Below are 23,101 nucleotides of genomic sequence, written 5' to 3' on the forward strand. Positions count from 1 at the left end.
GTGATCGGGGCCCTTTCTCGCGACGGACGCGCGCGGCTCAGGCGAGCCCGCGCCGCTTGAGCAGCGGCTCGATCTCAGCATCCCGTCCGCGGAAGTCGCGATAGGCGGCCAGGGGATCCGTCGACCCGCCGACGCCGAGGAGGCGATCGCGGAACCGGTCGCCGTTCGCGCGGGTAAGCCCGCCGTTCTCGCGGAACCACTCCACGGTGTCGGCGTCGAGCACCTCGCTCCAGATGTACGAGTAGTAGCCGGCGCTGTAGCCCCCCGAGAAGACGTGCGCGAAGTACGTCGACGAGTAGCGCGTCGGCACGGCGGGGTTGTCGAGACCGATGTCGGCCAGGGCGGCGGCTTCGAAGGCCGCTACGTCGATGTCTTCGCTCGCCTCCGCGGCGGTGAGCGAGTGCCACGCCTGGTCGATCCAGGATGCGGCGAGGTACTCGCTCGTCCCGAAGCCCTGGTTGAACGCGCCCGTGCTGAGGAGCTTGTCCACGATGTCCTGGGGGAGCGGTTCGCCGGTCTCGTGGTGCTTGGCGTAGTTCGCCAGGATCTCGGGCCAGTAGATCCACATCTCGTTGACCTGGCTCGGGAACTCCACGAAGTCGCGGAACACGTTGGTGCCGGCGAAGTGAGGGTAGGTCACGACGGCGAACAGACCGTGCAGGGCGTGCCCGAACTCGTGGAAGAGCGTCGTGACCTCGTCCAGCGTGAGCAGCGTCGGCTGACCCGGGGCCGGCTTGGGCACGTTCAGGTTGTTCACCACGATCGGCTTCGTGCCGCGCAGGTGCGATTGCGACACGATCGAGTTCATCCACGCACCGCCCCGCTTGGAGTCGCGGGTGTAGACGTCGAGGAGGAAGAGACCGAGCTCCGAGCCGTCGGCGTTGTGGATCTCGAAGACGCGCACGTCGGGGTGGTAGCCGTGCAGATCACCGCGTTCGGTGAAGCGGATGCCGTACAGCTCGGACGCCGCGCGGAACACCCCGTCCTGCAGAACGCGCTCGGCATCGAACCACGGACGCAGGGCCGCCGTGTCGAGGTCGTACTCCGCCTGGCGCACCTTCTCGGTGTAGAACGCCCAATCGTGCGCCTCGAGGGGGAACGGCTCGTCCTCGGCATCGATGATGGCCTGGAGCGCCGCCAGCTCGCGCACGGCGTTGGCGGCGGCAGGGACGGCGAGCTTGCGCAGGAGCGCGTGGACGGCTTCGGGGGAGCCCGCGGTCTGGTCCGACGTGACGTATCCGGCGTGCGTGTCGAATCCGAGGAGCGCCGCCCGCTCGGCACGGAGCCGCACGATCTCCCGCAGCACCTCGCGGTTGTCGTGGGCGTTGCCTCGCGATCCTCGGGCGCGGGATGCCTCCAGGATGCGGCGACGGCTCTCGCGGTTCGTCAGGCTCGAGAGGTACGGATGTCCGGTGAACAGCGTCAGGGTCACGACGTACGAGCCGTCGAGCCCGCGGTCCGCGGCGTTCTGGGCCGCGGCGGACAGCTCCCCGTCGGTGAGCCCCGCCAGATCGTCGGCGTGATCGAAGACGACCGCGAGATCGTTCGTGTCGGCGAGCAGGTTCTTCTCGAAGGTCGTCGTCAGCGTCGACAGGCGCTGGTTGAGCTCGGTCAGGCGGGACTTCGCCTCGTCGTCGAGCCCGGCGCCGGCCTGCGTCATCTCGCGATAATGCCGCTCGACGAGGTAGCGCTGCTCCGGCTCGAGCTGGAGCTCGTCGAGCTGGTCGTGAAGCGTCTTGATGCGCCAGTAGAGCGCGGCGTCGAGCTCGATCGAGTCGTTGTGCGCCGACATGAGGGGCGCGAGCTGCTCCTCGATGGCCTGGATGTCGTCGGTCGCGTCGGCCGAGCTGACGGTGTAGAAGGTGCGGGCCACATCTCCCAGGAGTCTGCCGCTCTGCTCCAGACGCACCATCGTGTTCTCGAAGGTCGGCATGGACCGCACGAAGGTGATCGCGTTGATCTCACGGGTATGCTCCGCGAAGGCCGCCTCGAAGGCGGGGAGGTAGTGCGCAGGCTCGATGAGCGAGTAATCGGGCAGCCCGTACGGAAGCGATGACGGGTGGAGCAGCGGGTTGGATGCATCGGAAAGCATGGCGTCAGCCTATCGACCCGTTCGAGGGATGCAAACAGAGTGTTGCAAAGAAACACTTGCAAAGGGAGCTTTGCATCGATATCGTGAGACCCATGAGCGAGAACGGCGATCAGACGGCGACAGGCAAACCGGTCCGCGTACTGGACTCGGGGGCGCTCAAGGCGCTCGCCCATCCGCTCCGTGTGCAGATCTACGACCTGCTCAGCCAGTTCGGACCCCAGACCGCGAGTTCGCTCGCAGAGCGACTGGGGGAGTCCAGCGGTGCGACCAGCTACCATCTCCGCGCCCTCGCCAAGCACCAGCTCATCCGTGAAGTGGAGGGCCGCGGCACCGCACGCGAACGGTGGTGGGAGCGCCCCCGCGGAGCCGTCTCCATGACCAATCCCGAGACGGTCAAGACGCCTGCGGGTCGCGCCGTCACCGAGGTCGTGATCTCCGAGTTCTACCGACGTCGCGACGACCAGCTGCAGGACTATCTGCGCAAGGCCCTGCGCGGCAATCCCGACGACTGGGAGGCGATGCTGACGACGTCGACCATCGCCTTGACGAAGGAGCAGTTCGAGACGCTCTCCGAGTCGATCCAGACCCTCATCGACGAGGCCTCGGAGCGCTACCGGGACCAGACCGGTCCCGATGTGCGCCGCTTCACCGTCCGAACCGACATCTTCCCCCTCGAAGCCCTCCCGGAAGGAGCATCATCATGACCGTCGTCGAGCTCCACTCACCCTCCGTCCGTCATACCCTGCTCGAGGACCTCCTGCTGGGCGCAGCCGCGACCGCCGCCGCCCTCGTGGAGGGGCGCGTCGCGCGTCGATCCGCGCGCATCGCGGCCTCGGCGGCCGATCCGTCGACAGACCCGCGCCGTGCCGCGCTCGCCGGCGCCCACGCGCTCGGCCTGCTCCCGAGATGACCGCGACCGACATCCCTCCGGCGGCGGCCGCGGGACGGCCTGTACGGCGTCCTCTCGGCCGCGATTTCCGGAGCCTGTGGACCGCCGCCGCGTTCAGCAATCTCGCCGACGGCATCGGCCGCACGGCGGTTCCCCTCATCGCGACGACACTCACCCGCGATCCCTTCGCGATCTCGGTGATCGCCGCCCTCGCTTTCCTGCCCTGGCTCGTGTTCGGCATCCCGGCCGGCATGATCGTCGACCGCTTCGATCGGCGCATCATCATGGCGCTGGCGAACGCGATCCGCGGAGGTGTCGCGCTCTGGCTCGCGGTCCTCACGGTGACCGGCTCGCTCAGCCTGTGGTGGCTCTTCGTGGGCACGCTGGTGTTCGGACTGGGCGAGACGCTGTTCGACAATGCGACCAACGCCGTCATCCCGGGGGTCGTCGAGAGAGAGCAGCTGGACCGCGCCAACGGGTGGATGCAGGCCGCGCAGGTCACGATCGACAGCTTCATCGCCACCCCCATCGCCGGAGTGCTGTTCGCCGTGTCGCTCGCGCTCCCACTGTGGACGGGCGCGGCGGGATACCTCGTGCCGATCGCGCTCGCGCTCATGCTCCCCGTCTCGGCGGCACGACCGCTGCGCAGGGCACGGGTGTCCGATCCGGATGCTCCGGAGGTCGCGACCGGCGTCGTGCCCGAGCCCGTCGCTGCTCCGGTCGGGCGCGAGCGGGTCACGGCATCCGAAGGCATCCGCTACCTGTGGGGCAACCGGTTCCTCCGCACCATGGTCGCGTTCACGGCGACCGTCGGCTCGGCGCTGGCGTTCGCGCAGGCGGCGACCATCCTGTACTTCCTCGACACGATGGGCGTCGCGCCCGTGGCGATCGGATTCGTGACGGCGGGGATCGGTGTCGGTGCTCTCGCCGGCTCGATCGTCGCCTCGCGACTCGTCTCGCGGTTCGGCCGAGGACCGGTCATGCTCGTCGCCAACGCCATCGCGGGCATCGCCGCGATCCTCGTGGGTGTCGCACCCGAGGTCTGGAGCGCCGTCCTCTCGTACGCCGTCATGGCGTTCGCCGTCTCGACGTGGAACGTGCCGTGGGGAGCTCTGCGCCAGCAGATCATCCCGCCGCATCTCTTCGGACGCGTGCTCGGCATCACCCGCACGCTCACGTGGGGGATCTTCCCGCTCGCGACGCTGCTGGGCGGCTGGGTCGCGGCCCAGACCGACCTGCGGCTGCCATTCCTGATCGGCGGCGGCGTCATCCTCGTCGCCGCCGTCCTCGCGATCCGACTGCTGATCGTCGGTGTGCGGGAGGCGGGCGCGGAGGCCGACGAGCACGCGGCGCGCTAACGCGTCGCGTAGGAGGTCAGACGATCTCGTCGTCGTCGGCGAAGCCCGTGTCGTCGTCATGACGCACGACGGCCGTACCGTCGGCCCGGAGCGCGACGATGACCCTCGTGTCGAGCTCGGCGATCGGGCGACCCTCGAGGAAGGTCAGCGTCCAGCGCGGACGCGGCTGACCGAGTTCGTCACCGGGGATGCTGCGATCCACGGCCGCGATCTGAGCGTGCAGTGCGGCAGGGACGGCGGCAGGCGGCTCGTCACCCGAGGTCCAGCGAGTACCCAGCTGCATCAGGACTCCTCTGCCGGCGCAAACTCGATGGAGGTCACGCTCGTCGTGTCCGCGTCCTCGTAGGAGATCTCCGCGATCCGGCCGACGGCCTTCACGTCGCCCTCGGCGAGCCGCAGCGAAGCGACGACCCCGACCGGTGCGGCAATCGTGACGCGGGCGACGTCGGTCTTCTGCGACGCCTTGGCCTCGGTCTTCGCGCGCCGGATGCCGATCAGCGCCGCTCCGACGTTGGCGAGCACGGCCGGGTCACCCGTCGTGCCGTGCGGCACCGGCCAGTTCGCGGTGTGGATCGATCCCTCGTTGAACCACGACCAGGATTCCTCGGCGGCGAACACCAGCACCGGAGCGAGCAGGCGGAGCACCGTCGACAGAGCGAGGCGCAGCGCGAGCGCGGCGGATGCCTGTCCGACATCCGTCCTGTTGTAGGCGCGCTCCTTGACGAGCTCGAGGTAGTCGTCGCAGAACGTCCAGAAGAACGACTCCGTGATCTCCAGGGCCCGCGCGTGGTCGTAGGCCTCGTACGCCTTGGTCGCATCGCGGATGACGCCGTCCAGCGTGGCGAGCATCGAGGCGTCCAGCGCATGCGTCACCGCCGCGCCCTCGGGCACGGGGAACGACAGCACGAACTTCGCGGCGTTGAGCACCTTGATCGCGAGCCGGCGGCCGATCTTCACCTGGGTCGGGTTCTGCGGATCGAACGCCGCGTCGGCCCCCAGCCGGCTCGAGGCCGCCCAGTAGCGCACCGCGTCGGTGCCGTGACCGGCGAGGATGTCCGCCGGCGTCACGACGTTGCCCTTGGACTTCGACATCTTCTTTCGGTCGGGGTCGACGATGAAGCCCGAGATCGCGGCATCCGTCCACGGCGCGCGGCCGTCTTCGAGCACGCTGCGCAGCATCGTCGAGAACAGCCACGTGCGGATGATGTCCTGCCCCTGAGGGCGTACATCGAACGGCGCGACGAGGTCCCAGAGCTCGGGATCGCGCTCCCAGCCTCCGGCGAGCTGCGGCGTCAGCGACGACGTCGCCCAGGTGTCGAAGATGTCCTTCTCGCCGTCGAATCCGCCCGGAACGCCGCGCTGATCGGCCGTGTAGCCCGTCGGCACGTCGACGGTCGGGTCGACGGGGAGCTGACTCTCGTCGGGAACGAGCACGAGGTCGTAATCGCGCTCCCCGTTCTCGTCGAGCGCGTACCAGACCGGGATCGGCACGCCGAAGAACCTCTGGCGCGACACGAGCCAGTCTCCCGTGAGACCGTTCGTCCAGTTCTCGTAGCGCACGCGCATGAAGTCCGGATGCCACGACATCTCCTGGCCGAGGGCGATCAGCCGGTCGCGGAGTTCGGCGTCGCGCGCGCCGTTGCGCAGGTACCACTGGCGCGTGGACACGATCTCGAGCGGGCGGTCGCCCTTCTCGAAGAACTTCACGGCGTGCGTGAACGGCTTCGGCTCGCCCTCGAGCTCGCCCGACGCGCGCAGCAGGTCGACGACGGCCTTCTTGGCGCTGAACACCGTCTTTCCGGCGATCTCGGCGTACGCCGACTTCGCCGCATCCGTCACGATCACATCCGGCGCATCGGACAGCACGCGCCCGTCCTTGCCCAGGATCGTGCGGTTGGGGAGCTGAAGCTCACGCCACCAGATGATGTCGGTCACGTCGCCGAACGTGCAGATCATCGCGATGCCCGACCCCTTGTCCTTCTGCGCGAGCGGGTGCGCGAGGATCGGCACCTCCACGTCGAACAGCGGGGTCTTCACGGTCGTGCCGAACAGCGGCTGGTAGCGCTCGTCGTCGGGGTGTGCCACCAGGCCCACGCACGCGGCGAGGAGCTCGGGGCGGGTGGTCTCGATGTGCACGTCGCCCGAGCCGTCGGTCTTGTGGAACGCCACACGGTGGTACGCGGCCGGCTGGTCGCGGTCCTCGAGCTCGGCCTGGGCGATGGCGGAGCGGAAGTCGATGTCCCACAGCGTCGGCGCGAGCGCCTGATAGGCCTCGCCCCGGTCGAGGTTGCGCAGGAATGCGCGCTGGCTCGTGCGGATCGTGTCGTCGGAGATCGTGCGGTAGGTCTGCGTCCAGTCGACGCTCAGACCGAGCTGACGGAACAGCGCCTCGAAGTGCTTCTCGTCTTCCACGGTGAGCTGCTCGCACAGCTCGATGAAGTTGCGACGACTGATGGGCACCTGATCGGCCGCCCGGCTCGACTTGTTGTCGCCTCCCTCGAACGGGGGAGTGAAGTCGGCGTCGTATGGCAGCGTGGGATCGCAGCGCACGCCGTAGTAGTTCTGCACACGGCGCTCGGTGGGGAGGCCGTTGTCATCCCAGCCCATCGGGTAGAACACCGTCTTGCCCCGCATGCGCTCGAAGCGCACCTTGAGGTCGGTGTGCGTGAACGAGAACACGTGACCGATGTGAAGGGATCCGGATGCCGTCGGCGGCGGCGTGTCGACGGAGTACACACCGGCGCGACCGACCTCGGCGGCGCGGATGCGGTCGAACAGGTACGTGCCCTGCTCCGCCCACGCGGCATCCCATTTCGTCTCGAGACCTTCGAGGGCGGGCTTGTCGGGAATGCGGGCGTCGGCCATGAGGATCTCCTGAGGCGATATGTGCGGCACTGTGTGAGCGTGCCTGAGTGTGGGATGTCCTGAGATTCTACCCGGCACCGGCAGCGGCGGCCGAGCGCACGCGTCCACCGGCGGCGACAGCCGAGCGCACGCGTCCACCGGCGCGCACGACGGAGGAGATGATGCGGAGGGAGGAGAGTCTGCGCGAATCCGTCCTCCGTTCGCGCCATCTCCTCCGTTCGCCGAGACGGGGCGCGATCGGCGCCCCCTCCCCAGGTCGCATCGAGTCGGCCCCCATCCCGAGCTGCGGGCGGGCGCGGGACAGGGCCGTGGACGAACCGCATGCTGACCGGATGTCTCTCACCGAAGCAATCCGCTCGAAGGGCGGGATCGTCCGCACGCTGACGCTGCGCGATGCGGGCTGGAGCAGCCGCTCGCTGTCCCAGGCCCGCGCGTCGGGGGCTGTCATCCGTCCGCGGAACGGATGGCTCGCACTGCCCGACGCCGACCCGGAGCTGGTCCAGGCCTCTGCGGCCGGCGTCGTGCTCACCTGCGTCACACAGGCGAGACGAGCAGGGCTGTGGGTGCTGCGAGAAGACAGGCCTCACGTCGCCGCCGATGGGCACTCCGGGCGAGTGCGCATCTCACGCGATCCGCGGACGAACGAGTCTCTGGCTCGCATTCACTGGGCGAAGCCGCTCGTCGCCCGTGAGCCCGAAGCGCTCGTCGACCCGATCGAGAACGTGCTCGCCACCGTCGCAACCTGTCTTCCCTTCGAAGAAGCGCTGATCATCTGGGAATCAGCGCTCCGAAAGCGACTCGTTCACCTGCCGGCGTTGCGTCGGATGCCGCTTCCTCAGCGGGCGCGACGTGTGGCTGACGCGGCCAGCCCGTTCTCCGACTCCGGTCTCGAGACGCTCGTCCCCGTCCGGCTACGTTGGATGGGCGTCCGGATCGTCGCCCAGGCCTGGATCGCCGGACATCGCGTCGACTTCCTGATCGGAGAGCGCCTCGTGCTGCAGATCGACGGGGCGACGCACGTGGGCCCGCAACGGGAAGAGGACATCCGTCATGATGCGGCGTTGATGCTCCTCGGGTTCCACGTGATCCGAGTCGGGTATCGCGACGTGGTCGATGGGTGGCCGGCCGTGCAGGACCTGATCATGCGCGCTGTCGCGCAAGGACTGCACCTCGCCGGATGACGTGGCGGATTCGGAGGAACGGGTGTGAGGGGAGGGCATTTCGCGCCGACGGTTCCTCCCATCGCTCCATCTCCTCCTTTTCGACCGACTGCCGTCGGAAAGGAGACGATGGCCGAGCGCAGCATCAGTCGCGGACGTCGATGCCGAGGGCCGACGCGAAGGCGGAGGAGAGCAGCTCGACCTGCCGCGGCGACAGCGTCATCCCGCGCATCGATGTCGGATCGGTGTACCGGAGGGCGTCGAGCCCGCGCAGATCCGTGTTCTCGGCCCGCACGCCGCGCGTGTCGACTTCGTCGGCCCGCGTCGCGTCGAAGCGCACGCGGGAGAGCTTCGCCAGCGGGACGTCGACGGATCCGATCGCGCAGTCGACGATGAGGAGGTCGGAGACGTCCGCCGAGCCCAGGGAGAGATAGTCGATGCGGATGCCGCGCAGCTCGACGCCGACGAGTTCCGCGCTCGTGAGGTCGAGGGTGCCGATGCGCCCGCCGTGCACGAGGACGTTGCGCCAGCGGGCATCCCGTGCCCGCACCTCTGTCGCGCGTCCCATCGCGATCTCGACGTCGGTGAGCGTCGCGCCGCTCAGATCGAGGGTGTCGAGCGGCGCCTCGACGACGACGCACTCCGCGAGGTGGGCGTGAGCGGCGTCGACGCTCCCGGTGAGCCCGGTGATGCGGGCCTGCAGGACGTCGTCATGCCGCTCGATCTTGCCGACCTCCTCGAACCGGGCGGGCAGATCGGGCGCGGATATCCGCGGGGGAAGAGGACGTTTCACGGCGGCACCCACGGTGACCGAGTCTGCCATGTGCACCCGACACCCCGCCGAGCCGGCGCATAGACTTCGGCGGTGGCCCCGTTCGATCTCCCGCACGAGAGCACGGCGGACGTCGAGGCCCGCACGGTGTTCGCGGAGTGGTCCGCCCGCGGGCCGGACGACACCCGCAGCCTGTCGCGGGCGCGTGACGTGATCCGCGCCGTCGGGCTCGACCTCACCGCGCTCCCGCCGGTCCTGGCCGTCGTGGGCTCGAAGGGCAAGGGCACGACCGTGGCCCACGCATCGGCCGCCCTCGCCGCTGCCGGGTTGCGCGTCGGGACGATCCAGAGTCCCGGCGCGACCTCGAATCTCGACCGCATCCGCGTCGACGGCATCCGCACGTCCGAGACGGAGTACTCGGCTCTCCTCGAGCGCGTGGACGCCGCCCGCCGCACCCTGCCGGCACCGACCGACGGGTACCTCTCGCCCACCGGCTTCTTCACGATCTCCGGCTTCCGCCACCTCGTCGATGCGGAATGCGACGTGATCGTGGCCGAAGCAGGGCTCGGCGGCCGGAGCGACGAGCTGTCGCTCTTCCCCAGCACCGTGGTGGCGGTCGCGGAGATCTTCCTCGAGCATCGCGCTCAGCTGGGCGACACGATCGCGGAGATCGCCCGCGACAAGGCGGGCGTCGCCGGGCCGACGACGCGGGTGATCGCGCACCTCGCCCAGAGTCCGGAGGCCGAGCGCGAGATCGCGTCCCGCGCAGCCGCGACCGGTGCACGCCTGCATCGCGTCGACCGCGCGGAGCCGCTGACGGCGATGAACAAGCGGCTGGGTCAGGAAGCGGCATCCGACCTCCTGCACGAACTCGGCCGACCGGTGCCGGATGACGCGGCCCTTGCCGCCGCAGCATCCCGCGTGAACTATCCCGGGCGGCTCTCGACACATGAGACCTCCCGGGGCCGGGTCATCGTCGACTCCGCGATCTCGCGAACCGGGCTCCGCGGCGCCCTCGACGCGGCGCGGAGCGCATTCGGCGCCGAACCCGATGCGGTGCTCGTGTCGGTCGGCAGCGAGAAGGATCTCGCCGGCTTCGTCGCCGAGCTCGCTCCGCTGCGAGACCGAGCCGTGTTCGTCGACATCCCCGGCATCTACCTGACCTATCCGGCGCGGAGCGAATGGCCCTACCGCTGGGTCGACGCCGCCGCGCTGCCCGACCTCCTCACCGGCGACGTACTCGCGGTCGGAACCGTGTCCTTCACCTCACATCTGCTCCGGATGCTCGGGGTCGACGCCGAGCGTCTGTTCTGAGCGCGGGGCGGGCGGCGCGCGGTACGATTGACGCAGCAGCATCGATCCGGCCATCACCGGGGAGCTCTCGGAAGAACACGACGATCCTCGGATCGGCGCCAGTAGAACCGAGCGGGGCAGGCCCGTCACAGCCGCAGTGAGAGTGGCCGTACCCGACCAGGGCCGGCACGCGGGGTGGTACCGCGGTTCTCCTCGGAGAGTCGTCCTCGCAGGAAGCATCGCGACCTGCTGGAGAGACATGACCTACCCTCGCCCTTCGACGAATCCCGACGCCGGCGCGTTCGGCCCGGCTGCCGACGTGGTGCCGAGCCCGCGGTTCCCCGAGATCGAGGCGGAGACCCTCGCCTTCTGGAAGAGCGACGACACGTTCCGCGCCTCGATCGAGAATCGTGAGGGCGCCCCCGAGTGGGTCTTCTACGACGGTCCGCCGTTCGCCAACGGACTGCCCCATTACGGCCACCTCCTCACCGGGTACGCGAAGGATCTCTTCCCGCGCTTCCAGACCATGCGCGGCAAGAAGGTCGACCGCGTGTTCGGCTGGGACACGCACGGGCTCCCCGCCGAGCTCGAGGCGATGAAGCAGCTGGGCATCACCGAGAAGGCGGAGATCGAGAGCATGGGCATCGCGTCGTTCAACGCGAAGGCCCGCGAGTCGGTGCTCGCCTACACGCGCGAATGGGAGGACTACGTCACCCGTCAGGCGCGCTGGGTCGACTTCGAGCGCGGCTACAAGACGCTCGACGTGTCGTACATGGAATCGGTGCTGTGGGCCTTCAAGAGCCTGCACGACAAGGGCTATGCGTACGAGGGGCATCGCGTGCTGCCGTACTGCTGGCGCGACGAGACGCCGCTGTCGAGCCACGAGCTGCGCATGGACGACGACGTCTACAAGATGCGCCAGGACCCGTCGGTCACCGTGACCTTCCCGCTCGTCGGCGCGAAGGCCGAGGCCCTCGGCCTCACCGGCGTGCGCGCCCTCGCCTGGACCACGACGCCCTGGACGCTGCCGACGAACCTCGCCCTCGCGGTCGGTCCCGGCATCCGGTACGCCGTCGTTCCCGGGGGCCCGCTCGGTGCCGCCGACATCCACGCCGGCGATGACCCGCTCGAAGCCACGGCGCACCGCTACCTCCTCGCCGAGGACCTGCTGGCCGGCTACGCGAAGGACCTCGGGTACGAGACCCCGGATGCCGCGCGCGACGCCGTCGTGCAGACCGTGATGGGCGCCGAGCTCGAGAACGTCGCCTACGACCGCCTGTTCGACTACTACGCCGACGCCGAGGTGTGGGGCACGCAGTCCGCCTGGCGCGTCCTCGTCGACGACTACGTCACGACCAGCGACGGAACCGGCATCGTCCACCAGGCGCCGGCCTTCGGTGAGGACGACCAGCGGGTGACGGAGGCCGCCGGCATCCCGCTCATCATGAGCCTCGACGACGGCGGACGCTTCCTGTCGCACGTGACGGATGTCGCCGGCAAGCTGTGGATGGACGCCAACACGCCCCTCGTGCGGCTCCTGCGCCAGAACGGCCGGCTGCTGCGCCTCGCGTCGTACGAGCACTCCTACCCGCACTGCTGGCGCTGCCGCAATCCCCTCATCTACCGGGCTGTCTCGAGCTGGTTCATCCGCGTCACCGACTTCAAGGACCGGATGCTCGAGGGCAACGACCAGATCACGTGGGTGCCGGAGAACGTGAAGCACGGCCAGTTCGGCAAGTGGCTCGAGGGCGCCCGCGACTGGTCGATCAGCCGCAACCGCTACTGGGGCTCGCCGATCCCGGTGTGGAAGAGCGACGACCCCGAGTATCCGCGCGTCGACGTGTACGGCTCGCTGGCCGACCTGGAGCGCGACTTCGGTCGACTGCCTCTGAACGACGCGGGGGAGCCCGACCTGCACCGTCCGTTCATCGACGACCTCACGCGCCCGAACCCCGACGACCCGACCGGCCGCTCCACGATGCGCCGCATCGAAGACGTCTTCGACGTGTGGTTCGACTCGGGTTCGATGCCCTACGCGCAGGTGCACTACCCGTTCGAGAACCACGAATGGTTCGACTCCCACTCGCCCGCCGACTTCATCGTCGAGTACATCGGGCAGACGCGCGGCTGGTTCTACGTCATGCACGCGCTCTCCACGGCGCTGTTCGACCGTCCCGCCTTCACGGGCGTGTCGTGCCACGGCATCGTGCTGGGCTCCGACGGGCAGAAGATGTCGAAGTCGCTGCGGAACTACCCCGACGTGTCGGAGGTGTTCGACCGCGACGGGTCCGACGCGATGCGCTGGTTCCTGATGTCGTCGTCCGTGCTCCGCGGCGGCAATCTCGTCGTCACCGAGGAGGGCATCCGCGCGGGCGTGCGCGAATTCCTCCTGCCGGTGTGGAACGCGTGGTACTTCTTCGCGACGTACGCGAACGCCTCCGACGGATACGTCGCGCAGTGGCGCACCGACTCGACCGACGTGCTGGATCGCTACATCCTCGCGCTGACCGGCGACCTCGTGCGCGACGTCGCGGCAGACCTGGAGGGTCTCGACTCCACGACGGCGGCAGCACGCCTCCGCGACTTCGCCGAAGCGCTGACCAACTGGTACATCCGCAGATCGCGCGACCGCTTCTGGGTGGGGGTCGATCCCTCGGACCCCAGCACCACCGAGGCGTTCGACACGCTCTACACCGTGCTGGAGACCCTGACGCGCGTCGCCGCCCCGCTGATCCCGCTCGTCTCCGAGCGCATCTGGCAGGGTCTGACCGGTGGGCGCAGCGTCCACCTGCAGGACTGGCCGGATGCCGCGGCCTTCCCCGCCGCCGATGACATCCGCACGGCGATGGACGCCGTGCGCGAGGTCTCCAGCGTCGCCAACGCGCTGCGCAAGCGCGAGGGGAAGCGCGTGCGCCTTCCGCTCGCGCGGCTGACGGTCGTGGTGCGGGATGCCGGGACCCTGGCGCAGTTCGACGACATCCTGCGCGACGAGCTGAACGTGAAGTCCGTCGAACTGGTCGACTTCCGACCGGAGTCGTACGACGAGTACGGCCTCGCCCAGCGACTGGTCGTGAACGCGCGCGTTGCCGGTCCCCGGCTCGGCAAGCGCGTGCAGCAGGTCATCCAGGCCGCGAAGGCCGGCGACTGGGTCGAGGACGAACGCGGCATCGTGGTGCGCACCGCGGACGGCGAGGTCGTGATGGCCGACGGCGAGGCATCCCTCGACAGCGATGCGTCGGTCCGCCCGGAGGGCGAAGCCGTGGGGCTGCTCAGCGGAGTGGACGGATTCGTGGTGCTCGACACGACCACGACCCCGGAGCTCGAGGCCGAGGGGCTCGCCCGCGACGTGATCCGCGCCGTGCAGGACACCCGCAAGGCAGCCGGCTTCGACGTGAGCGACCGCATCCGGCTGCAGCTGCTGTTCTCGAGCGACTCCGACGGCGACGCCGTCGCGTCGGCGTTCGAGATCGCCGGCGTCGCCGCGGAGACGCTCGCGCTCGAGTACGACCTGAGGGTCGAGGGCCGCGATGTGCAGCTTCCCGCCGATGCGCCCGGTGAGGTCTGGCACCCGCTCGCGTTCGGCGCGGTGCCCGAGCACGTCGCGTTCCAGCGCGCGGGCCTCTACGCGAACGAAGGCGGCTTCTGGGTCGCCGTGACGAGGATCGAGGCATCCGCATGAGCGACAAGCGCGCAGAGGCAGTGGAGCAGGCTCTCGAGGCCCGCAAGGGCGAGGCCTGGGTCGAGCCGCGGCTCGAGCGCACGCGCCGCGTGCTCGAACTGCTCGACGATCCGCAGCGCACCTTCCGCGTCGTGCACGTCACCGGCACGAACGGCAAGACGTCCACGAGCCGCATGATCGAGAGCATCGTGCGGGCTCACGGACTTCGCACGGGGCTGTTCACCAGTCCCCAGCTGCGCAGCTTCACCGAGCGGATGCTCGTCGACGGCGAGCCCATCGACGGCGCGATGGTGGCCGACATCTGGGAGGAGATCGAGCCGATCGTCGACCTCGTCGACGCGGAGCTGACGGGGGCCGGCGAGGCGCCGCTGACGTTCTTCGAGCTGCTCACGGTGCTCGCGTTCGCGGCGTTCGCCGACGCGCCCGTGGACGTCGCGATCATCGAAGTGGGGATGGGCGGGTCGTGGGACTCGACCAACACCGCCGACGGCGATGTCGCGGTCTTCGGGCCGATCGACATCGACCACACCGATCGGCTCGGAGAGACCATCGCCGACATCGCCGCGGTCAAGGCCGGGATCATCAAGCAGGACGCCGCCGTCGTCTCGGCCCGACAGGAGTCCGCGGCCGATGCCGTGCTGCGCGCCGCCGCCACCCGGAACGGCGCGTCGATCGCGTTCGAGGGCCAGGGCTTCGCGCTCCTGAGCCAGCGCCTCGCCGTCGGGGGCCAGCAGATCTCCGTGCAGGGCCTCGCCGCGACCTACGACGACCTGTACCTGCCGATGTACGGCACGCACCAGGGCTTCAACGCCGCCCTCGCGATCGCGGCCGTGGAGTCGCTCATCGGAGCCGGCACGCTGCCGATCGCCCCCGACGTCCTCGCCGAGGGACTCGCGCAGTCCACGTCGCCCGGTCGCCTGCAGCTCGTCGGCGCCGCGCCCACGGTCCTGGTGGACGCGGCGCACAATCCGCACGGCGCCCGCGCGCTCGTGACAGCGCTCCAGGAGTCGTTCGACTTCGACGAATGGGGCATCGTGCTCGGCATCCTGTCGGAGAAGGATGCCGCGGGCATCATCGGCGCCCTCGCGCCCGTCGCGACCCACGTGTTCGCGACGGCGGTCTCCAGCGACCGCACCGCCGACGCCGACGCGATCGCCGATGTGGCCGAGGACGCCGGATTGAACGTCACGGTCCACCACGATCTCGCCGACGCCGCCGACGCCGCCCGCGCGTGGGCCGCCTCCTCGGATCGCCGCGCGGTCGTGATCGCGGGATCGGTTGTCCTCGCAGGGGAGGCGCTCACCCTCGCGGAGAACGAGGACTGGAAGTCGGGGTGGTCGTCGTGACCGCCGTCTCCGGCCGCGCCCCGCGCCCGCGCCGTGCGCGCGGGGCCGCCGAGTCCCTCGGATCGGTCGTGCTCGTGTTCGAGTCGGTCGTCGTCTTCCTCGCCGGACTCGCGGTGTTCGGGCTGAACGCGCTCCCCGAGAGCATCCCGGACTGGTGGGGCATCGTCGGGGGAGCCGTGGCCGCGCTCGTGATGATCGTCCTGGCCGGTCTGCTGCGCCACCGCTGGGCGATCGTCGCCGGATGGGTTCTGCAGGTCGTCCTGCTGGCCGCCGGATTCCTCGTCCCCGCCATCGCCGTGGTCGCGCTCATTTTCGGAGCCATGTGGGGATATGCCACCATCAAGGGGGCCTCGCTCGACCGCCGGAACGCCCGGCTGGCGGCGGAGGCCGACCTCTCGAACGGAGACTGACATGCCCACGGAAGAGACACTCGTCCTCGTCAAGCCGGACGGCGTGGCCCGCGGCCTCACCGGCGCGATCCTGGCGCGCATCGAGGCGAAGGGCTACGCGCTCGTCGACATCCGCCTCGTCGAACCCGACCGCGAGACGCTCGAGAAGCACTACGCGGAGCACGAGGGGAAGCCGTTCTACGAGCCGCTCCTCGACTTCATGATGTCGGGCCCGTCGGTCGCCATCCGACTGGCGGGGAATCGCGTGATCGAGGGATTCCGCTCGCTCGCCGGCACGACCGACCCCACCACCGCAGCGCCCGGCACGATCCGCGGCGACCTCGGACGCGACTGGGGCCTCAAGGTCCAGCAGAACCTCGTGCACGGCTCGGACAGCCCCGAGTCGGCCGCCCGCGAGCTCGCGATCTGGTTCTGAGTCAGAACAGCGCGCCGAGGACGTCGAGTCGCAGCTGCGCGATCACCGCGACGATCGCGTAGCTGACGACGGCGAGCACGGGCACCCAGCCCATGAGCCGGTCGGCGCCTCGGCGGATCGAGGCGGGCGCCGGCAGGATGCCCGTGCGCAGCACGTGCAGGGTGACGACGTAGAAGGTCGGGATCGTGACGATCCAGGTCACCATGCACCACGGGCACAGGGTGCCGAGCACGAAGATGCTCTGCCCGATCAGCCAGATGACGAACACGAGCGCCAGGGTCAGTCCGAGCTCGAACAGAAGCCAGAACCAGCGCTGGAACCTCGCTCCGGCCAGGATCGCCATGCCGACCACGATCGGTGCGACCCAGGCGCCGAGTCCGAGCACGGGGTTGGGGAAGCCGAACACGCTGCCCTGCCACGACGCGAGGTTGGCCGTGCACTGCACGAGCGGGTTGAAGTCGCAGGATGCCGCCGAGCCCGGGTTGGCGAGCTGGTGGAACCGCTCCATCGTGAGGGAGAACGCCGCCCACCATCCGATGGCTCCGGCGATCACGAGCCAGACGGCGATCGCGGTCGGACGCGTGCGGGGGGAGGGCTGGGACATGCTCGGATTATCCCAGTCCACGCTGGACGGATGCCGCGCGCGGAGGCGATCCGAGAGTCCCGCGTGTCGGAGTCTGGGCAATGCGCCCGAGAAAGTGCGATAATGAACCTCGATGCGTCACGGCCGCGCCGTGGCGAGCATCACCAGAAGACTTCAGGGCAACGAATGCCCTTCGCAGCACGAGCCACAGGCCTGCTGCAGACCGAGTGAGTTCGCGGCACCGCCTCCCGACATGAGACGGAGGCAGCGCCGCACGAGATTTCGCCGGGCGACGCGCGGTGTCGCCCGCAGGGAGTACGCCAGTCATGGCCGATGAGCACGATGACAACCTCGAACCCCACAACGACCAGGAAGCGCCCGTAGACCAGGCCCCCGCAGAGACCCCGTTCTCCGTGGACGTGCCCGTCGACGGCGCCGATCCGGTCGACGGGACTCCGGTCTCCGAGTCCGCCGAGGACGCGGGATCCGACGAGACCGCGCCGACCGACACGGTCGCCGACGCCGAGCCGACGGCCGAGTCCGTTCCGGATGCCGAGTCCGCCTCGGAGCCCGCGGATACCGTGGCGGCCCAGGCAGAGCCGGAGCCCGAGCCGGCGCCGGAGCCCGAGCCGACGCCGGAGCCCCTCACCGCCGTGAGCTTGGGACTGCTGCCCGAGGTGTTCGTCTCGGCGGTCACGACGCAGCTGCACTTCTACGCGCCGGCCGTGACGTTCCTCCCGGCTCTGCCGGAGGAGGACGAGGCTCCCCAGCCGTCCGGACCCGCTGCGGGATCCAGCTCGCGCCGCCGCAGCCGCGGCCGCCGCAGCAGCGACGACTCCTCCGACTCGTCGGGCGAGGCCGAGCCGCGCGGAGGGTCGCGTCCGTCGGGCGAGCAGCACCCGCGCCACCAGCGCGCCGTCGAGCTCATCACCGAGCCGCAGCGCATCAAGGGTTCGACCCGCCTCGAGGCCAAGAAGCAGCGCCGCCGCGACGGGCGCGAAGCCGGCCGCCGTCGTGCCGTGGTGACCGAGGCCGAGTTCCTCGCCCGCCGCGAGTCCGTCGACCGCGTCATGGTCGTGCGCTCGAAGAACGGTCGCGTCCAGATCGCGGTGCTCGAAGACAAGGTGCTCGTCGAGCACTACGTCGCCCGCAACCAGGACGCGTCGCTCATCGGCAACGTCTACCTCGGACGCGTCCAGAACGTCCTTCCGAGCATGGAAGCCGCCTTCGTCGACATCGGCCGCGGCCGCAACGCCGTGCTGTACTCCGGCGAGGTCGACTGGGACGCCGTCGAGACCGGCAATCAGCCGCGCAGGATCGAGCTCGCACTCAAGTCGGGCGACCGCGTTCTCGTGCAGGTCACGAAGGATCCCGTCGGGCACAAGGGCGCCCGTCTGACGAGCCAGATCTCGCTGCCCGGCCGCTACCTCGTGTACGTGCCCGGCGGCGCGATGAACGGCATCTCCCGCAAGCTCCCCGACACCGAGCGCGCCCGCCTCAAGCGCATCCTCAAGGAAGTCCTTCCCGAGTCTGCGGGCGTCATCGTGCGCACGGCGGCCGAGGGGGCGACCGAAGACCAGCTGACGCGCGACGTGCAGCGACTCACGAGCCAGTGGGAGCACGTCTCGAAGCAGCTCGAGACCATCCAGGCGCCTGCACTCCTGCACTCCGAGCCCGACCTGCTCGTCAAGATCGTCCGTGACGTCTTCAACGAGGACTTCACCAAGATGCTCATCCAGGGCGAGGACGCGCACCAGACCATCACGCAGTACCTCGAGGGAGTCGCTCCCGATCTGCTCGAGCGGGTCGAGAAGTACGAGGGCGAGCAGGATCCGTTCGACGAGTTCCGCGTCACGGAGCAGATCGAGAAGGCTCTGGACCGCAAGGTGTGGCTGCCCTCCGGCGGTTCGCTCGTGATCGACCGCACCGAGGCCATGACGGTGGTCGACGTCAACACGGGGAAGTTCGTCGGCACCGGCGGCAACCTCGAGGAGACGGTCACGAAGAACAACCTCGAGGCCGCTGAGGAGATCGTCCGCCAGCTCCGCCTGCGCGACATCGGCGGCATCATCGTGGTCGACTTCATCGACATGGTGCTCGAATCCAACCGCGACCTCGTGCTGCGGCGGCTCATCGAGTGCCTGAGCCGCGACCGCACCAAGCACCAGGTCGCCGAGGTCACCTCGCTCGGCCTCGTCCAGATGACGCGCAAGAAGCTCGGACTCGGACTGCTGGAGACCTTCAGCGAGGCGTGCGAGGTCTGCGCGGGCCGCGGCGTGGTCGTGCACCACGATCCCGTCGTGAAGCACCGCACCTCGGGGTCGAGCGCTCCGTCGGGCAACCGTCGCCCCCGCTCCGGCGGCTCGGGCAACGGAGCGGCTCCGGCTGCGAACGGCGCGTCGGGCACCCACACGATCACCGAGGGCGTCAAGACCGCGCTCGCCCAGATCGCGGCCTCCACGATCCATCACGCCGATGAGGCGCCCGTCGAGGTCGTCGTCGAGGCTCCGCCCGTCGAGGCCGACGCCCCCGCGGAGGAGCGTCCGAAGAAGCCGCGCAAGAAGCGTCCCGAGCGGGCGAAGGCGCCGCGCACGGAGAAGGACCTCATGCTCGACTCGGTCCTCAACGCCCTTCCCGAGCCCAAGGCCCCGGGTCAGGGCCGCGGACGACGACGGGTCACCACGGCGGCGCTGACGGGCACGCCCGTGCAGCACGAGCCCTCGGGGGAGTGACCGCGCTCAGCGCCGGTCGCGACCACGCACGCGCAGTCCGGAGGCGATGAGCCTCCGGACGAGCGTGTGTCCGTCGACGTGCTCGGCGCCGGCCGCGACGAGTCGTGCGTGGGCCTCGTCGGGCACGTCGTAGTGATCCAGATCGAAGCCGCGGCGGGGGATTCCGTTCGCGGCGGCGAAGGCGTGCAGCTCTTCCAGGTCGCTGTCGCTGACGAGGTGCGCCCACAGTCGCCCGTGCGCCGGCCAGCGCGGATCGTCGATCAGGATCGCCACGGTCCCGATGATACGCAGACGGATGCCGCGACACGGCAGGCGTGCTTTTGCCGATGTCCGCGGCATCCGGTAAAGTAGTCCTTTGGTGCGCCCGTGTCGCTAGACCTCATGGCGACATGTCGACTGCTCGGTCCTTTCGCACCACGACTTTCCAGTCTCACAAAGACAGCCGGAGCCCCGCGCTCCCAAACGAAAACAAGGTGTGAAGTGGTTTACGCAGTTGTGCGCGCCGGTGGCCGCCAGGAGAAGGTTTCGGTCGGCACCATCGTCGTCCTCGACCGCCAGGCCGCCAAGATCGGTGACACCCTCGAGCTTCCCGCGGTTCTGCTGGTCGACGGCGACGCCGTCACGACCGACGCCGACAAGCTCGCGAAGGTCACCGTGACCGCCGAGGTCCTCGGCGAGGAGCGCGGCCCGAAGATCGTGATCCAGAAGTTCAAGAACAAGACCGGCTACAAGAAGCGCCAGGGCCACCGTCAGGACCTCACGCGCGTCAAGATCACCGGCATCAAGTAAAGCCAGGGAGACGCAGAGATGGCACACAAAAAGGGCGCAAGCTCCACCCGCAACGGTCGTGACTCCAACGCACAGCGCCTCGGCGTGAAGCGCTTCGGCGGCCAGACCGTCAGCGCCGGCGAGATCCTCGTCCGCCAGCGCGGCACGCACTTCCACCCGGGCGCCAACGTCGGCCGCGGTGGCGACGACACGCTGTTCGCCCTCGCGGCGGGCTCGGTCGAGTTCGGCGCCAAGGGCGGCCGCAAGGTCGTCAACATCGTCGCGGCAGCGGAGTAATCCTCCCGCGCACAGCGTTTCGCGAGGGGCGGGCTTCGGCTCGCCCCTCGTTCTTTTCCCAGGCATTCTGAAACCGGCATCCGCCGCCGAAAGGGGTTCGACATGGTCACCTTCGTCGATCGCGTCACCCTCCACCTGCGGGCGGGCAAGGGCGGAAACGGCTGCGTCTCCGTGCGCCGGGAGAAGTTCAAGCCGCTCGCCGGCCCCGACGGCGGCAACGGCGGTCACGGCGGCGACGTCACGCTGGTGGCCGACCCCCAGGTGACGACACTCCTGTCGTACCACCACTCGCCGCACCGCCATGCCGGCAACGGCGGGTTCGGCATGGGGGACCACCGCTCCGGTGCGCTCGGCGAGCCGCTCGAGCTGCCCGTGCCCGTCGGCACCGTCGTCAAGGATCCCGACGGAGAGGTGATCGCCGATCTGCTCGAGCCCGGAATGCGTCTCGTGGTCGCTCCCGGCGGCATCGGCGGTCTCGGCAACGCATCGCTGGCCAACCCCAAGCGCAAGGCGCCCGGCTTCGCCCTTCTCGGCACCCCCGGCTGGGAGGGCGATGTCGTCCTCGAGCTGAAGACCGTCGCCGATGTCGCCCTCGTCGGCTTCCCGTCGGCCGGCAAGTCGAGCCTCATCGCGGCCGTCTCGGCCGCGCGACCGAAGATCGCCGACTACCCGTTCACGACGCTGCACCCGAACCTCGGCGTCGTCCAGGCGGGAGAGGTCCGCTACACGGTGGCCGATGTCCCCGGGCTCATCGAAGGCGCCAGCGAGGGCAAGGGGCTCGGGCTCGAGTTCCTCCGCCACGTCGAGCGCTGCACGGCTCTCGTGCACGTGCTCGACTGCGCGACACTCGAGCCGGGCCGCGATCCGCTCACCGATCTCGATGTCATCCTGGCCGAGCTGGCCGCGTATCCGGTACCCGACGGGCAGCTCCCGCTGCTCGAGCGGCCGCAGATCGTCGCGCTCAACAAGATCGATGTCCCAGAGGCGAAGGACCTCGCCGACCTCGTGCGTCCCGAGCTCGAAGCACGCGGATTCCGCGTCTTCGAGATCTCGACGGTCTCGCACGCCGGACTCCGCCAGCTCACGTTCGCTCTGGGCGAAATCGTCGCGGAGCACCGCCTCGTCGCGGCGTCCCAGCCGGCGCCCGAGCGCATCATCATCCGCCCGCGCGGGTCGCAGAAGGAATTCGCCATCCGCGTCGAGGGCGGCAGCTACGGCGACGTGTACCGGATCGTGGGCGAGAAGCCCGAGCGCTGGGTCCAGCAGACCGACTTCACCAACGAGGAGGCCGTGGGCTTCCTTGCCGACCGCCTGCAGAAGCTCGGCGTCGAGGCCGGCCTCTTCCGCGCGGGCGCGACGCCCGGCGCGACCGTCGTCATCGGCGAAGGCGACGGCGTGATCTTCGACTGGGACCCCTCGCTCACCTCGACCGCCGAGCTCGCCACGGCGCCGCGCGGCACCGACCCGCGCGTCAACTCGTCGTCGCGTCGCACATCGTCCGAGCGCCGCGAGAAGTACTACGAGCGCATGGATGCCAAGGCCGAGGCCCGCGCCGACCTCGAAGCCGAGCGCCTCGCGGAGAAGTCGCTGAACGTCGTGGACGACGAGTGAGCGCACGGGAACGCGCCGAGCTCGCGACCGTACGCCGGGTCGTCGTCAAGATCGGGTCCTCATCGATCAGCGGCGAGAACTCGGGCACGATCCAGCCTCTCGTCGAGGCCCTCGCCGCCGCGCACGCGCGCGGAACCGAGGTCGTCCTCGTGTCGTCGGGCGCGATCGCGACGGGGATGCCGTACCTCCGGCTCGACGAGCGCCCCAACGACCTCGCGACGCAGCAGGCCGCGGCCGCTGTGGGTCAGAACGTCCTCATCTACCGCTATCAGGCGGCGCTGCGCGCGTTCGAGATCGTCGCAGGGCAAGTGCTGCTCACCGCCGGCGACCTCGAGAACCCGACGCACCGCTCGAACGCGCGCCGGGCGATGGAGCGACTCCTCGGCCTGCGGATCCTCCCGATCGTGAACGAGAACGACACCGTCGCGACCCACGAGATCCGCTTCGGAGACAACGACCGGCTCGCCGCTCTCGTCGCGCAGCTGATCGGCGCCGATGCGCTCGTGCTGCTGAGCGACATCGAGTGCCTCTACACGCGACCCCCCGACCAGCCGGGCGCCCAGCCCATCCGACGGGTCGGCTTCGGCGACGACCTCGACGGATTCGAGTTCGGCTCGGTCGTGGTCAACAGCGTCGGCACCGGGGGAGCGGCCACGAAGGTGTCCGCCGCGCGGCTGGCCGCGGCATCCGGTGTCGGAGTGCTCGTCACGAGCGCCGAGCTCGTCGACGACGCCCTGAACGGACGCGACGTCGGCACGTGGTTCGACCCCAACCCCGAGCCCGGCGACGCCGTGACCACCGGGGCCGTGCACACCTCCGTCTGAAGGCCGC

General features: G+C 69.7%; 20 protein-coding genes. 14 read left to right on the forward strand and 6 right to left on the reverse strand.

Features of this window, described 5'->3' with window-relative positions; translation table 11 throughout:
* Positions 1-37: 37 nt before the first annotated feature.
* Entirely contained in the window at positions 38-2,092 is a 2,055-nt protein-coding gene (locus B0B14_RS06215) for a M3 family metallopeptidase (protein WP_076680579.1), read from the reverse strand.
* 92 nt (positions 2,093-2,184) lie between these two features.
* On the opposite strand from B0B14_RS06215, the gene B0B14_RS06220 reads away from it, so the two are divergent.
* From B0B14_RS06220 to B0B14_RS06230, 3 genes are read left to right on the forward strand one after another with little or no spacing between them, the layout of a single operon-like run.
* Positions 2,185-2,796: an ArsR/SmtB family transcription factor gene (locus B0B14_RS06220; protein WP_076680580.1), complete on the forward strand. Its 612-nt coding sequence runs from the start codon at positions 2,185-2,187 to the stop codon at positions 2,794-2,796.
* Complete coding sequence (locus B0B14_RS06225; RefSeq protein ID WP_076680581.1) at positions 2,793-3,002, forward strand: hypothetical protein; 210 nt, start codon at positions 2,793-2,795, stop codon at positions 3,000-3,002. Before B0B14_RS06220 ends, B0B14_RS06225 begins: the two co-directional genes overlap by 4 nt.
* Entirely contained in the window at positions 2,999-4,339 is a 1,341-nt protein-coding gene (locus B0B14_RS06230; protein ID WP_076680582.1) for an MFS transporter, read from the forward strand. Before B0B14_RS06225 ends, B0B14_RS06230 begins: the two co-directional genes overlap by 4 nt.
* Before the next feature lie 16 nt (positions 4,340-4,355).
* On the opposite strand, the gene B0B14_RS06235 is transcribed toward B0B14_RS06230, so the two are convergent.
* Positions 4,356-4,622 carry a hypothetical protein gene (locus tag B0B14_RS06235; protein WP_076680583.1) on the reverse strand — a complete coding sequence of 89 codons (267 nt, stop codon included), beginning with the start codon at positions 4,620-4,622 and terminating at the stop codon, positions 4,356-4,358.
* Positions 4,622-7,204 (reverse strand): valine--tRNA ligase, encoded by a 2,583-nt coding sequence (valS, locus tag B0B14_RS06240; RefSeq protein WP_076680584.1) that lies wholly within the window; start codon positions 7,202-7,204, stop codon positions 4,622-4,624. The genes B0B14_RS06235 and valS overlap by 1 nt, the downstream gene beginning before the upstream one ends.
* A 332-nt stretch (positions 7,205-7,536) precedes the next feature.
* On the opposite strand from valS, the gene B0B14_RS06245 reads away from it, so the two are divergent.
* The gene (locus B0B14_RS06245) at positions 7,537-8,385 is read left to right on the forward strand and encodes a DUF559 domain-containing protein (protein WP_083710372.1); all 849 of its coding nucleotides are present in this window, start codon (positions 7,537-7,539) and stop codon (positions 8,383-8,385) included.
* A gap of 124 nt (positions 8,386-8,509) precedes the next feature.
* On the opposite strand, the gene B0B14_RS06250 is transcribed toward B0B14_RS06245, so the two are convergent.
* The gene (locus tag B0B14_RS06250) at positions 8,510-9,187 is read right to left on the reverse strand and encodes a pentapeptide repeat-containing protein (RefSeq protein ID WP_076681311.1); all 678 of its coding nucleotides are present in this window, start codon (positions 9,185-9,187) and stop codon (positions 8,510-8,512) included.
* A gap of 42 nt (positions 9,188-9,229) precedes the next feature.
* Here B0B14_RS06250 and B0B14_RS16500 point away from each other — a divergent pair, with 42 nt between their 5' ends.
* From B0B14_RS16500 to ndk, 5 genes are all read left to right on the forward strand, one after another.
* Positions 9,230-10,450, forward strand: a complete 1,221-nt coding sequence (locus tag B0B14_RS16500; RefSeq protein WP_083710374.1) for a folylpolyglutamate synthase/dihydrofolate synthase family protein — start codon at positions 9,230-9,232, stop codon at positions 10,448-10,450.
* A 238-nt stretch (positions 10,451-10,688) separates the two neighbouring features.
* The gene (ileS, locus tag B0B14_RS06260; RefSeq protein WP_076680585.1) at positions 10,689-14,108 is read left to right on the forward strand and encodes an isoleucine--tRNA ligase; all 3,420 of its coding nucleotides are present in this window, start codon (positions 10,689-10,691) and stop codon (positions 14,106-14,108) included.
* The gene (locus tag B0B14_RS06265) at positions 14,105-15,454 is read left to right on the forward strand and encodes a bifunctional folylpolyglutamate synthase/dihydrofolate synthase (RefSeq protein WP_076680586.1); all 1,350 of its coding nucleotides are present in this window, start codon (positions 14,105-14,107) and stop codon (positions 15,452-15,454) included. Before ileS ends, B0B14_RS06265 begins: the two co-directional genes overlap by 4 nt.
* Entirely contained in the window at positions 15,451-15,864 is a 414-nt protein-coding gene (locus B0B14_RS06270) for a DUF4233 domain-containing protein (RefSeq protein ID WP_076681313.1), read from the forward strand. The genes B0B14_RS06265 and B0B14_RS06270 overlap by 4 nt, the downstream gene beginning before the upstream one ends.
* A gap of 1 nt (position 15,865) precedes the next feature.
* A complete protein-coding gene (ndk, locus tag B0B14_RS06275) occupies positions 15,866-16,279 on the forward strand; it encodes a nucleoside-diphosphate kinase (RefSeq protein WP_076680587.1) in 414 nt (137 codons plus the stop codon).
* A 1-nt stretch (position 16,280) separates the two neighbouring features.
* Here ndk and B0B14_RS06280 read toward each other — a convergent pair whose 3' ends face one another.
* Positions 16,281-16,883: a vitamin K epoxide reductase family protein gene (locus B0B14_RS06280; protein ID WP_076680588.1), complete on the reverse strand. Its 603-nt coding sequence runs from the start codon at positions 16,881-16,883 to the stop codon at positions 16,281-16,283.
* 305 nt (positions 16,884-17,188) lie between these two features.
* On the opposite strand from B0B14_RS06280, the gene B0B14_RS06285 reads away from it, so the two are divergent.
* Positions 17,189-19,594 carry an Rne/Rng family ribonuclease gene (locus tag B0B14_RS06285; protein WP_076680589.1) on the forward strand — a complete coding sequence of 802 codons (2,406 nt, stop codon included), beginning with the start codon at positions 17,189-17,191 and terminating at the stop codon, positions 19,592-19,594.
* Positions 19,595-19,600: 6 nt separating this feature from the next.
* Here the strand turns inward: B0B14_RS06285 and B0B14_RS06290 are convergent, their stop codons facing one another.
* A complete protein-coding gene (locus tag B0B14_RS06290; protein WP_076680590.1) occupies positions 19,601-19,867 on the reverse strand; it encodes a DUF4031 domain-containing protein in 267 nt (88 codons plus the stop codon).
* A 207-nt stretch (positions 19,868-20,074) separates the two neighbouring features.
* Here B0B14_RS06290 and rplU point away from each other — a divergent pair, with 207 nt between their 5' ends.
* The 4 genes from rplU (at position 20,075) to proB (ending at position 23,094) form a co-directional block, all read left to right on the forward strand.
* Positions 20,075-20,383 (forward strand): 50S ribosomal protein L21, encoded by a 309-nt coding sequence (gene rplU, locus B0B14_RS06295; RefSeq protein WP_076680591.1) that lies wholly within the window; start codon positions 20,075-20,077, stop codon positions 20,381-20,383.
* Between the two features lie 18 nt (positions 20,384-20,401).
* Positions 20,402-20,659 (forward strand): 50S ribosomal protein L27, encoded by a 258-nt coding sequence (rpmA, locus tag B0B14_RS06300; RefSeq protein ID WP_076680592.1) that lies wholly within the window; start codon positions 20,402-20,404, stop codon positions 20,657-20,659.
* A gap of 102 nt (positions 20,660-20,761) precedes the next feature.
* The gene (obgE, locus tag B0B14_RS06305; protein ID WP_076680593.1) at positions 20,762-22,270 is read left to right on the forward strand and encodes a GTPase ObgE; all 1,509 of its coding nucleotides are present in this window, start codon (positions 20,762-20,764) and stop codon (positions 22,268-22,270) included.
* The gene (gene proB, locus B0B14_RS06310; RefSeq protein ID WP_076680594.1) at positions 22,267-23,094 is read left to right on the forward strand and encodes a glutamate 5-kinase; all 828 of its coding nucleotides are present in this window, start codon (positions 22,267-22,269) and stop codon (positions 23,092-23,094) included. The genes obgE and proB overlap by 4 nt, the downstream gene beginning before the upstream one ends.
* Positions 23,095-23,101 lie beyond the last annotated feature (7 nt).

Source organism: Microbacterium sp. RU33B, from assembly GCF_900155915.1.
Lineage (GTDB): Bacteria > Actinomycetota > Actinomycetes > Actinomycetales > Microbacteriaceae > Microbacterium.